At 66.2% G+C, this 12,266-nt stretch carries 11 protein-coding genes; all 11 read left to right on the top strand.

The window, feature by feature from the left end:
- Positions 1-213 precede the first annotated feature (213 nt).
- The 11 genes from AC5RVD_RS03105 (at position 214) to AC5RVD_RS03055 (ending at position 11,870) form a co-directional block, all read left to right on the top strand.
- Positions 214-1,368, top strand: coding sequence for an acyl-CoA dehydrogenase family protein (locus AC5RVD_RS03105; RefSeq protein WP_494125925.1), 1,155 nt, complete (start codon positions 214-216; stop codon positions 1,366-1,368).
- On the top strand, positions 1,365-2,339 hold the full coding sequence (locus AC5RVD_RS03100; protein ID WP_494125924.1) for an acyl-CoA dehydrogenase family protein: 975 nt from the start codon (positions 1,365-1,367) through the stop codon (positions 2,337-2,339). Before AC5RVD_RS03105 ends, AC5RVD_RS03100 begins: the two co-directional genes overlap by 4 nt.
- 90 nt (positions 2,340-2,429) lie before the next feature.
- Complete coding sequence (locus AC5RVD_RS03095) at positions 2,430-3,197, top strand: SDR family NAD(P)-dependent oxidoreductase (RefSeq protein ID WP_494125923.1); 768 nt, start codon at positions 2,430-2,432, stop codon at positions 3,195-3,197.
- Between the two features lie 70 nt (positions 3,198-3,267).
- Positions 3,268-4,410, top strand: a complete 1,143-nt coding sequence (locus tag AC5RVD_RS03090) for an acyl-CoA dehydrogenase family protein (protein WP_494125922.1) — start codon at positions 3,268-3,270, stop codon at positions 4,408-4,410.
- The gene (locus AC5RVD_RS03085) at positions 4,403-5,413 is read left to right on the top strand and encodes an acyl-CoA dehydrogenase family protein (protein ID WP_494125921.1); all 1,011 of its coding nucleotides are present in this window, start codon (positions 4,403-4,405) and stop codon (positions 5,411-5,413) included. Before AC5RVD_RS03090 ends, AC5RVD_RS03085 begins: the two co-directional genes overlap by 8 nt.
- A 37-nt stretch (positions 5,414-5,450) precedes the next feature.
- Positions 5,451-6,311 (top strand): amidohydrolase family protein, encoded by an 861-nt coding sequence (locus tag AC5RVD_RS03080; protein ID WP_494125920.1) that lies wholly within the window; start codon positions 5,451-5,453, stop codon positions 6,309-6,311.
- 44 nt (positions 6,312-6,355) lie between these two features.
- A complete protein-coding gene (locus tag AC5RVD_RS03075) occupies positions 6,356-7,960 on the top strand; it encodes an AMP-binding protein (RefSeq protein WP_494125919.1) in 1,605 nt (534 codons plus the stop codon).
- 369 nt (positions 7,961-8,329) lie between these two features.
- Positions 8,330-9,097 carry an SDR family NAD(P)-dependent oxidoreductase gene (locus tag AC5RVD_RS03070; RefSeq protein ID WP_494125918.1) on the top strand — a complete coding sequence of 256 codons (768 nt, stop codon included), beginning with the start codon at positions 8,330-8,332 and terminating at the stop codon, positions 9,095-9,097.
- 76 nt (positions 9,098-9,173) lie between these two features.
- Positions 9,174-10,172 carry an NAD(P)H-dependent flavin oxidoreductase gene (locus tag AC5RVD_RS03065; RefSeq protein WP_494125917.1) on the top strand — a complete coding sequence of 333 codons (999 nt, stop codon included), beginning with the start codon at positions 9,174-9,176 and terminating at the stop codon, positions 10,170-10,172.
- Positions 10,173-10,314: 142 nt separating this feature from the next.
- Complete coding sequence (locus AC5RVD_RS03060) at positions 10,315-11,076, top strand: SDR family NAD(P)-dependent oxidoreductase (protein WP_494125916.1); 762 nt, start codon at positions 10,315-10,317, stop codon at positions 11,074-11,076.
- Positions 11,073-11,870: an enoyl-CoA hydratase/isomerase family protein gene (locus AC5RVD_RS03055; RefSeq protein ID WP_494125915.1), complete on the top strand. Its 798-nt coding sequence runs from the start codon at positions 11,073-11,075 to the stop codon at positions 11,868-11,870. Before AC5RVD_RS03060 ends, AC5RVD_RS03055 begins: the two co-directional genes overlap by 4 nt.
- The last annotated feature ends 396 nt before the right edge of the window (positions 11,871-12,266 follow it).

The raw sequence follows: 12,266 nt of genomic DNA, 5'->3' as shown, positions 1-12,266 counted from the left end.
CATTAGGTCCCTTGGGCGCAGCGATCTCCTCAGGTCGTCTGCCAAGGGCTTCGGGCGACAGGCAATAGGACACCCGCTCTTGACTGTCATCCTAATCATTAATATGATAGCTAGGTAAGCTAGGGGGCCTCAGTTGCCCACCAACCTCTGCGCCGGAGGCGCCCGACAGCACCGGGCAGCTGCGGCAGCGGCACCCAAGAATGAAGGAGCGCCATGCTTGACTATGCTGAGGCGGATGAAGTCCGGTCACTGCGCCACCGGCTGCGGGCCCTCGTGGAAGAACACATTCCAAAGTCATATCTCGGCGCCTTTACCGATGACCCAAATGACTTGGAAATTGCCCAGCGTTTCAGCCGGACCCTCGGTGAGCAGCGGCTGTTCGCCTTGACCTGGCCGGAGGCTTTCGGCGGTGGAGGAGCCACGAGCTGGGAGCAGACAGCCCTTCGGGAAGAGATGTGGGCAGCCCATGAACCCCGCGGCGCCCAGTACATGGGCCTGAACTGGATCGGACCCGTTCTGATGCGCCACGGCAGCGAAGACCAGCAGCAGCGGCACCTGCCTCCGATCGCTGCCGGCGACGTGTTGTGGTGTCAGGGTTTCAGTGAACCCGAAGCAGGCTCCGATCTTCCGGGCCTCCGGACCAAGGCGGTCCGTGAAGAAGGTGGCTGGCGCATCCATGGGCAGAAGGTCTGGACCTCCTATGCGGAGATGGCACGCTGGTGCTTCCTGCTCGCCAGGACCGGCACACCGGAGAGCCGGAAGGAGGGCATCACGGTGTTTTTGATAGACATGGAGCAGGCGGAGATCGAGGTCCGGCCGATTCCTTCGATGCTTGGACGACACCACATCAACGAGGTGTACTTCACCGGAGCCTGGGTGCCGGACCGGGACGTGCTCGGCGGGGTCAACGAGGGCTGGAATATTGTCACCGACGTGCTCGCGTTCGAACGGATCGGCATTGCGCGATATGCCCGGTGCGACAAGTTGCTCTCCTGGGCTCCGGAGGCACTGGGGGACGCCTGGGCGGACCTGCCTGAAGGCCTACATCAGCGCTGGGCCAAGGCCTTGGTGCACAGCCGAACCGTCCGGCTCCTTGCCTACAAGGTCGTTGCCGCCCAGGAACAGGGCAAGCTGGACCCGGCCGACGCTGCCGCCTACCGGATCGCGGTAACGCTGCTGGACCAGGAAGTCGCCGAGGTGCTGATGGACATCGTGGGCGGCTGGGGCCTGGGCACCGGGGACGAGGAGCGGATCTTTGAACGTGCGGTCGAAGACCACTGGCGCTATGCGCAGGCCTCGACCGTCGCATCGGGAACGTTGGAAATGCAGCGCCTGGCGCTCGCTAACAGATTGGTGGGTAAGCGATGAGGAATCACCTCTCGGTCGAGGCGGTAGAGCTCGGCGATGCGGTATTTGACACGCTGGCATCAGCGGGCGGCGTGGATTTGGCCCGACGGGCGGAAGCAGACCCGCAGGGGCGGGCGACCCTGATCGGCCCGCTGTTGGATGAAATCGGCCTGTGGGACATCGAACCACTGGCGGACCAAGTGCAGCTTGAGGCGGCAGCGGCCGCCTGCCGGGCTGCAGGACGGCACGTGCTGCCTTACCCGATCGCGGAACGGCTCTCGGCTCCGAAGGGTTCGGAAGGACTGCTGCTGGTCCCGTCGACGGGCCGGGAGGTAGCCTCCCATGCCGATCTTCCGCTGTCCTGGAGTGCGGTCGAGCTCAGCGGGGAGCAGCGCGTGGTCTTGGCAACGGGAAGTTCTTTGGGGACCAAGCTGGGCAGCTTTGCCGGCGAGGTCCGGTTAGGCGATGCCGTGGGGAGGTTGGAGCGCGAGACGGCACTGCTGGTCACATTGCAGGTGTGGTGGCTGCTCGGAGTCCTGGAGCGGGCGGCTGCGGATACCCTGACCTATGTGAAGGAGCGCGAACAGTTCGGCCGGACCTTGTCCAAGTTCCAGAGCATCCAGTTCACGCTCACCGACGTCAACGTTGCCACCCAGGGATTGGCCGAACTGGCCAAGTACACGCTGTGGTCTTTGGCGCAGGAAGACCACGAGCGGGTCTGGCTCGTGGACGCCGTCGGACTGCGTGTGGCTGCTCTGGAAACGGCCGATACCGTGATGCGCCGGGCACACCAGCTGCACGGCGCCATGGGCTTCGCCGACGAGACCAACGTGTCATGGTATTCCCGGCTCTCCCAGCCAGTGCGGCGGCTTCCGATGGGACTGAGCCTGACCGAGGCCGTCCTGGTAGAGATGATGGGGAAGGACCGCTTCACCAACCTCTTCACGCCCCTGCCCGCCCCGGCGCCCCACGAGGATGCGCTCACCCACTGACCGCTGACCGCACGGGCCCACTGGAGCAAACGGAACCACTTGGGCCACGGAAAACCACTGGCGCCCAATCCGGCGTCGGAGAGGAACACGATGTCAAGCCCAATCGCCCGGTTCTCCCTCGAGGGCAAGACGGCGCTGCTAACCGGCGCCTCCTCCGGGATCGGACGCCGCTTTGCCCAGGTCCTGGCCGAAGCCGGCGCCACAGTCGGCATCGTGGCCCGCCGCGAAGAGACCCTGAAGGAGATCGCCGGGCAGTTCGAGCGTTGCGTCCCCTTCCCCGCGGACCTGTCCGTGCCGGAAGCGGCCGATGAGCTGGGTCGGGCGGTACTTGAAGAGCTCGGACCCATCGACATCCTGGTCAACAACGCCGCGCACATCGCCGGCGGAGTCAAGGCCGAGGACGAGACACTGGACATCATCAACACCACGTTGAACGTCAACCTGGTTTCGCCGATCCGGCTGGCGCAGGCTCTGTATCCGTCCATGAAGGAACGCGGCGCCGGATCGATCATCAACGTCACCTCCATGGTGGCGAGCGTCGGGATCGGAAGGTTCCCGCAGGCCGTCTATTCGGCCTCGAAGGGCGGGCTCGAATCCATCACCCGCGAATGGGCGGCGCAGTGGAGCCGCTACGGCATCCGGATCAACTCGATCGCCCCCGGCTTCATCGAAACCGGCATCACCGCGGACGTGATCAACAAGGACAACATCCAGCAGTGGATCGGCCGTAACACGTTGATCCCCAGGCACGGGCAGGTGGAAGACTTCGACGGGGCGTTGCTCTACCTGGCCAGCGACATGAGCGCTTATGTCACCGGCCAGACCCTGACAGTCGACGGCGGATGGACCGCGCACTAGGGACGGCGCTCCGGCCGGAGGTCGGAGCACGCCGCAGCAGCCGGAACGTAGGAAAGAAAGTGAGGCCGTGGTGAGCCTGGAAGTGGATGCGCCCAACGTGATGGAGTGGCTGAATGCGAACTCCAATGCCCTGCAGGACTGCAATCCTCGGCGGACGGACAGCCTGGACGAGCGGATCGACCGCAGCCTGGAATTCATCGCCCGGCTCGACGCCGCCGGCCTGACCGGCTGGGGCTGGCCGACCGAGAGCGGCGGCCGCGGCGGAAGCACCGAGCACAGAGCCGAGCTTTACGATGCGATCACCGCCGCCGGTTTCGGAATGCCCGAGCAGGTCGGTGCGCTCGAGGTCCTCGGATCGGCCCTGGTGGCCCACAACCCCGGCCTTGCCTCGCGCTACCTTCCGGAATTGCTTGCCGGCAGGGCGCTATGGTGCCAAGGGTTCTCCGAGCCCGAGGCCGGCAGCGACCTGGCCAGCCTGCGCACCAAGGCGGTGCCCGACGGCGACGGCTGGAGGATCACTGGCCAGAAGGTCTGGACGTCGCTGGGCCATCGGTCGGACTGGTGCGGCGTTCTTGCTCGTACGGGTGCTCCGGAATCCCGGCACCGCGGCCTGACCCTCTTCTGGGTTGACCTGAAGGCCCCCGGGGTCGAGGTCCGCCCTCTGCTGACGCTCACCGGTGAAGAGGAATTCTCCGAGGTCTTCCTCGACGGCGTCCACGTACCCGCAGACCACGTCGTCGGCCCGGTAGATGGCGGCTGGGGCGTTGCGATGGACCTGCTCCAGTATGAGCGCGGCATGTGGGCGTGGCAGCGCCAGGCCATCATGCACTCGACGCTCTCGGGACTCGTCGCCGATCTGGACGGATCGGACGTGCTGGCGGCCTCGGCCGTTGCCGAAGCGTACACAAGCCTTGCCGCATTGCGGATGCGGTGCCGGGAAACGGTCAAGCGGCTTGCGGCTGGGGAACGGCTGGGACCGGAGGTGTCGATCGACAAGATCCTGCTCGGCCAGACGGAACACCTAGTCCACGACGCCGTGCGGGCCGTGCACGTGCGGAACTTCGCCATCGGCGACAGCGCGGAACCCCACACCGAACGTGGCGAATGGTTCTACTCGCGCGCCGCCACCGTGTACGGCGGGGCGGCCGAGGTCCAGAAGAACATCGTTGCCGAGCGTGTGCTCGGCCTTCCGAGGGAGGCAGCCCGTGGCTGAATTGGTCGATGAGATGGAAGACCTGGCCGAGGCGGTGGCTGCATCCACGCGCGCCTTGGTGGCCCAGAGTCCGGAGGGAGTCGGTTGGGAGGCCCTCCTCGACCTGGGTTGGTTCGACTTGGCCGAGGAGGACCCACAGCTGGCCACCGCCGTGCTCGGGGAGGAGCTCGGGCGCGCCGCCGCGGCGTCGCGCGCATTGGACGCCGCCGTCGTGCAGGCGCTGGAAGTGGCCGGCGCCCGCGTGTCCGCCGAGCAGCCCTGCTCGGTTCTTTACCCCCTGCCCGGCTCCGCCGACGCCGGGCTGCTGTCCGCGGACGGTTCGGTCCGGCTCGACGGTCTGGTCCTGGGCCCGATCACGGAAGGCGAGCAGGTCCTGGCGTTCGTGGCCGACGCCGCCGGCCAGCCCGCCGTCGCCCTGTTCGATCCACTGGAAGCAGCCGCGGCGGTCGGGCTCAAGGGGGCCGACGCACGCGTCCGGGCCGCCCGGGTCACCGTCAACGCCGCCGTCATCCAGGAGGCGCTGACACCCGAGCACTCGCAGCTTGCCTGGCGCACGGCGCGGCGGGCGCTGGCGTACCAGATGGTCGGGGTTGCCGAGGAATGCCTGCGCGTCGCCGTTGCCCACGTCACCGAGCGCCAGCAGTTCGGGCGCCCGATCGGCAGCTACCAGGCCGTCAAGCACCGCTTGGCTGACGTCCGCGTGGCGATCGCCGCTGCCCGCTCAGCGCTGGCTGAAAGCTGGGATGAAGCGGACCGGACGGAGCTGGCCGTCCTCGTCGCCGGTTCCCTGGCCAAGAAGGCGGGGCAGTTGGCCGTCACGCACGGCCTTCAGGTCTGCGGCGGCATGGCCTTCACCGAGGAATTCCCGCTGGCGCCGCTGGTGCGCCGCGCCCAGTTCTTCGCGCCGTTCCTCGGCTCTGCCGCCGAGCTCGGCCTGGAAACCGCCTGCTTGCTGAAGGCCTTCGGCACTGCGCCGCGGCTCTCCGGCTTCGGTGCCGCCTGATCCTCGATTTGGAACCGTCCACCCCGAAAGGTGCGAAGTGACCGCCCCCATGAAGAATTTGAAGACCCGCCCCAAGGTGGTTGACGCGTGGATCCAGCCGTGGACCCGCGAAGTGGTGGACGCGATGCCGGAACGGACTGCCCACGTCTTCCGCAAGTACGGGACCGACCGGATGAAGAACGGCATTTCGCTCGAGGACATGATCGAGGAAATGGACGCCTCCGACGTCGACGTGTCGCTGGTTTCGGGCGGACCCGTGGTGCCGGGCCACCTGGTGCTGGATGCGCTGGACAAGTGGGCCGACCGGCTGGTGGGTGTTGTCGCGGTGGACCCGACCAACGGCGTCATGCGGGCCGTGCGGGAACTGGAAAGCCTGGCCCGGAACTACCCCATCTGTGCCATGAAGCTGGAGCCCTTTTACTTTTGGCGGGATCCGACGGACAGGGTGTTCTACCCGCTGTACGCCAAGTGTGAGGAATTGGGCCTGGCCGTCCAGACCCAGGTGGGCGGGACCGGCCCGCTGTTTCCGTCCCGCTCCGGCCAGCCGCTGTATATCGACGACGTCGCCCTGGACTTCCCCGACCTCACCATCGTGTGCGGTCACGTCGGGTCGCCCTGGGTCGAGGAGATGATCCACGTCGCTTGGAAGCACGACAACGTCTACATCGACACGTCGGCCAGGCTGGCCAAGCACTTCGAGGAAGCCTTCCGCAAGTTCCTGGGCGGGTACGGGCAGGACAAATGCATCTACGCCTCGGACTGGCCCCTGCTCGACTTCCAGCGTCCATTGGCGGCTGCGCGGGCACTGGGACTGCAGGAAGACGTCGAGGCAAAATTCGTGGGTGAAAACGCGATCAGGGCATTTGGGCTGGAGCGATTCCTGGCCGACGGTGCATAACGTTTCCCTGTCCTACCTGAACATTCCCGCGGAGAAGATGAACGATGAATGACGAAGCCACCGACTACCCGTCCCCCGACGTCCGCACGATCGCGGCGGCCGCCTTCTGGGCCGAACAGCACTATGGTGCTCGTCCGGCCCTGGTCGACGCCGGACGGAGCCTGAGCTTTACGGACTACCTCGCCTATGCCAAGCGGACCGCGTGCGGCCTGATGGCAGCGGGGGTCAAGCCGGGGGACCGCGTGGCTATTTGGGCGCCCAACTCTATCGAATTCGCCGTATCGGTGCTCGCGATCCACCTCAGCGGCGCTGCGCTGGTGCCCGTGAACACCCGATACACCGCGCGGGAGGCGGCGGACATCCTGAACCGCTCCGGCGCGGTGCTGGTCTTCACCGTCGACCGGTTTTTGGAGCGCTCCTACGCGGAGGAACTGCGCGCCCTCCACCGCGATTCCCCCGAACTGCTGCCGCACCTGCCGCGGATCGTGGGCATCGACGAACCGGACAGTCCGAGCCTGCAGGCGTTTTTGGCCGCGTGCGGGTCCGAGTCGGAGCGCGACCTGGAACAGCGGATTAGCGGCATCTCGCCGGAAGACATTGCAACGGTGCTGTTCACCTCGGGGACCACGGGACAACCGAAGGGCGCCATGCTGCGCCATGGGGCCCTGCTGCGCGCGTACTGGACCTGGGGTACGCTGCTCGGGGTGCGCCCGGGGGACCGCGTCCTGCTCTCCAACCCCTTCTTCCACGCCTTCGGGCTCAAGGTCGGCCTGCTGCTGAGCCTGGTGCACGGCGTGGCCGCCTATCCGATGGCGGTCTTCGACGCGGAGGCAGCGCTGGACACCATCGAACGGGAGCGGATTTCGTTCTATCCCGCGCCGCCCACGGTCTTCCAGGCCCTGCTCGCGCATCAATCCCTGCCCAGCCGGGACCTTTCTTCACTGCGCATTGCGGTTACCGGCGCAACGTCCATCCCCCCGCAGCTCATCCACGACATGTACGACGTACTCGGGTTCGATGAGGTCTTCTCTCCCTACGGATTCACCGAAGGCACCGGCGTGGCGACACTGACCAGGCAGGGCGATGACCGCGAGGCGGTCGCCACCACCGCCGGCAAGGCGGTGCCCGGGGTGGAGGTAGCCGTGCTGGATAGGGTGGGGAACCCGGTCAGCGTCGGCGAGACCGGCGAGATCGCCCTGCGCGGTTACAACCTGATGGCGGGCTACCTAGGCACGGACGAGGGGTTCCTGGACGGGCGGGGCTACCTGCGCAGTGGCGACCTGGGCTTCCTGGACGAGCGGGGCTACCTGAGGGTCACCGGGCGGATCAAAGACATGTACATCGTTGGCGGATTCAACGTGTACCCCGCAGAGGTCGAGGCGGTGATACAGGCGCACCCGCGGGTGCTGGCTGCGGCGGTCACGGGGGTGCCGGATGAACGGCTCGGGGAGGTGGGATTGGCCTGCGTGGTGCGGCGCGATGCCGGGGTCACCGAAGCCGAGCTGGCCGAATGGTGCCGGGACCGTTTGGCCAATTTCAAGCGGCCGAGGAGGATCCGTTTCGTGGACGCCCTGCCGCTGAATGCCAGCGGCAAAGTCATAAAGGACGAACTGGTCGCGCTTGCCAGCATGTCCTCAACCGGCAAGTGACAGACTTTCAAGCAAAGGATCCGGCAGCGGATGCGGTCGGCGCTGTGCAAGGGACTGCGCCGGACGTCTGAGGGCACCCGGGCCCCCCGACAGCGTGGCGGTACCCCGGAACCCCTGATTCCCGCGGTATTCAGTGCAGGCCGACTAATAACCTGACGCGCAGCAGTCGGCGATGCATCTGGAACGAGGATGCACTGGCAGCACGGATGTCAATTCGCGAGACACGGACTCGCCTCTCCCCCCGCTTCGTGATGGAAAGACGTTCTTCATCAAAATGCGTCCGACTATATTTTTCTGACAGGACTATTGTTATTATGATTCAAAGCAAACGGCCCGCATAGCCTGTAATTTGTGGCAAGGAGAACTCTGATGATCGATTATGCTGACCGGCTGTCCTTGGCAGGCCGGGTGGTGGCCGTCGTCGGGGCAGGACAGGGGATGGGTCTCGAGGCGGCACGCGCTGTGCAGTCCGCCGGTGCCTCGGTCGTGTGCCTGGACAGGGACCTGGGACTGGCCGAGGCGGCGGCGAAGGAGGTCGCAGGATCGGCGGTCCAAGTGGATGTGACAGACCGGGCCGGGGTACAGGCGGCATTTGCGGGCCTAGGCGAGTTGCATGCGGTCGTGGACGTAGTTGGGGCCGCTGCTTGGCATCCTGTGCTGGACACCCCCAACGAGGTGCTGGACGGACAGTTCGCGCTGAACTACCGGCAGGCCCTGTATGTGCTTGAAGCTGCAGCGCCGCAGGTGAAGGCTTCGGGCGGCGGAGCGTTTGCGTTCGTATCCTCGGCCTCCGGTGTCGCCGGCGCCCAAGGGCATTCAGCCTATGGTGCTGCGAAGGCGGCGTTGATGTCGCTGGTGCGTTCTGCCGCGGTGGAACTGGCCACGGACAACATCCGTGTCAATTCCGTGGCTCCGGGTGTGATCATGACGCCACGGACGCAGGCCGGGCTGTTCAACGACGGGGACTTCGTTGCCCGACAAGCCCGGAACGTGCCGCTGGGACGTTTCGGCGACGCCGCGGAGATCGCCAGCGTACTGGCGTTTCTGGTCTCGGATGCCAGTTCCTACCTCACAGGACAGAACATCCTGGTCGATGGGGGCGTCGGGGCGAAGTTCCCGCATTTGGTCCGGGACTAAAGGCAGGATGCCCCGCTGCCAAAGCGGCACGCGGGGCCATGGCGATATGAAGCTAAAACTGATAGGTGGGATAGCGATGTTGTCCAATGTTTTTACCGAGACGTTCGGGGTCGAGCATCCGGTCGTGTGCGGAGGAATGACCGGGGTCGGCACGGCACCGCTGATCGCCGCCGTGGCCAATGCGGGGGCCCTGGGGTTCCTGTCGGCACTGACCCAGCCGACACCTGAAGCCCTCGACGCCGAGATTAAGGCGTGCCGGGAACTGACGGACAAGCCGTTCGGGGTGAACCTGACGATCCTGCCGACGCTTCGCCCGGTGCCGTACGAAGAATACCGGCAGGTGATCATCGAGAACCGGATCCCCGTTGTCGAGACCGCCGGCAGCAGCCCGGAACCGCACATGCCCGCATTCAAGGCCGCGGGGGTGAAGGTGGTGCACAAGGCCGTGGCGGTCCGGCATGCCCTCAAGGCACAGGCTCTGGGCGTAGACGCGGTGAGCATCGATGGATTCGAGTGCGCCGGGCATCCGGGCGAGGAAGACATTACGAGCCTGATTCTGGTCCCCGCCGCCGCACGGGCCTTGAACATCCCGGTCATTGCCTCCGGTGGATTCGCCGACGGCGCCGGGCTGGTGGCCGCATTGGCCCTGGGCGCAGCCGCCGTGAACATGGGCACCCGGTTCGTCGCCACCGACGAGGCACCGGTGCACCGGAACGTGAAGGACCAAATAGTGGCGAACACCGAGCGCGACACCCGGATCGTATTCCGCAAGTTCAAGAATTCGGCCCGGGTAGCTCGGAATTCAATTTCGGAGGAAATCCTGGAGGTCTCTGCCCGGCCCGAAACAACGTTTGAGGACATCGCGCATCTGGCCTCGGGCGCACGAGGCCGGGAAGCCGTGCTCAAGAACGGAGACATGGAAGGCGGACTCTGGTGGGCCGGGCAAACCCAGGGCCTGATCGACGAGGTGGCCTCCTGCGAACATGTTGTGCGCATGATCATCGCCGAGGCAGAAGAGATCATCACGGGCCGGCTGGCCCCACAGATTGTCGCGACGCCCCAGCCAGTACACTGACGGACCCTGCCGGGACTGTCTCCGGGGGCCGGGCCACGCCGAATTCCCGGGGCAGGACCCGGCGGGCTGCCCGTAGCGGGAGAGCACCGGACAGCAGGCCCGGGCAGCGCTTTTTGTTGTGACTCTAGAAGGAGAATTTGTGATGGACAGTAGCGGAAGTGCAGCACTGGTCACGGGCGGGGCATCAGGGCTCGGCCTGGCCACGGTGCGCCGGCTGGCGGCGGACGGGGCAGCAGTCGTAATTGCCGATCTGGCAACATCGGCTGGTGAGGCGGTGGCCCGCGAGATGGGCAATCGGGTGCGTTTTTTGCCCACCGATGTGACCGACGAACAGGCGGTCCAGGCAGCGGTGGACGCGGCCTCGGAACTGGGACCCCTGCGAATGGCCGTCAACTGCGCAGGCATCTCCCTAGGCGCACGGGTGGCAGGCCGGAACGGCCCCTTTCCCCTAGATGACTTCCGGCGCACCGTCGAAATCAACCTGGTGGGCACCTTCAATGTCATCCGGCTGGCAGCGATACGCATTATGGAACAGCCCCTGGTCGGGGAGGAACGCGGCGTGCTGGTCTGCACCGCATCGGTCGCGGCCTTTGACGGGCAGATCGGGCAGGCTGCATATTCAGCGTCCAAGGCCGGGGTGGCAGGGATGACTCTGCCCATCGCCCGGGACCTGGCCCAGCACCGTATCCGAGTGGTCACCATTGCTCCGGGCCTGTTCCGCACCCCGATGTTCGAGGCGCTGCCGGAGGATGCGGTGTCCTCGCTTGAGGCGCAGACACCGCATCCGTCACGTCTGGGAGCACCGGAGGAATACGCCTCGTTGGTGGCCCACATCGTGGAAAACCCCATGCTCAACGGCGAAACTATTCGCTTGGATGGCGCAGTCCGGATGGCGCCGCGGTGACGGTCGTTTTTGAGACGCTCGGGTTTGCCGTGCGGGACGGCATCGCCTGGCTCACGCTGGACCGGCCGGACGTTGCCAACGCGCTGAACCAGCAGTTGGCGGACGAGTTCTGCCAGGCACTGGCCCTGGCAGAGGCAGACCAGGACTGCCACGTGGTGGTCCTCGCCGGCAACGGGCGGTTCTTCTGCGCCGGAGGAGACGTCGCGGCGATGGCCCAGGCGCCCGAGCGGGGGGCGTTCGTTGCCCAGTTGGCTGGCACAATGCACCAGGGGCTGCTCCGGCTGGCCCGGTCGCGGCTGGTTAGCATTGCGGCCGTCCACGGTCCGGCCGCCGGCGCCGGGCTGGGGCTGGTGCTGAACGCCGACTTTGCGGTTGCCTCGCCACAGGCATCCTTCATCGGTGCCTACGCGGGGGCCGGGTTAAGCCCTGACTGCGGGGTCTCCTACCTGCTTCCGCGGGCCGTGGGCCCACGCCGGGCCGCGACAGTCCTGCTCGGCGGACGTTCGGTTGGCGCGCAGGAGGCATTGGATTGGGGGCTGGTCGGCGAGGTCGCCGCGGACGGGCTCCTGAGACAAAGGGTGCAGGAGCTGGCCGATTCCCTGGCATCTTCGCCGGTGCAGGCTCTTGGCCCGACCAAACGGCTCCTTGGCGCCGAAGCACTGAACGAATACGAGGCGCACCTGCGCCTTGAACAGGAGCAGATTGCCGCCCTGGCCGAGCATCCGGACACTACTGAACGTTTCGAGTCATTCGCCGCTCGCCCGCAGCGCCACGAGGCTGCCGCAGCTAAATAGGCCAACAAGGGACGGTTAAGGCCATGGGAACAGGTGCTGTGTTGGGTCCGGAAGACGCCACCGTGGACGGCGGCCAGACTACATGCACATCTGCGCGTTTACGGTGCCCTGACGCTGCCGATGGTTCTTCGGCTCGTGGCTCATGGGGGTCAAGCCCGTGTTCGTGGCCGGACCCGAGGATTGTTCCCGACGCCCTTGCCACCTGGTTCCTGCCGGTACGTCGGCTTGCCGACCGCGCTGATCTGGTGCATGCTGCGCGCCTGTTCAATGCAAGGAATCGGTCGATCGCGTCTTGCTTGGTACCAGCCGATGGAGCTCGGCGAAGAGCCGATGGCGGTTCGGCGATAGACAATGCCGCTTGCCCGTTGAGTTCCCACCTTGTGGCCTTCTAACCGC

This window comes from Arthrobacter sp. THG-b23 (assembly GCF_059091265.1).
This window is presented reverse-complemented; position numbering and strand designations above follow the sequence as displayed.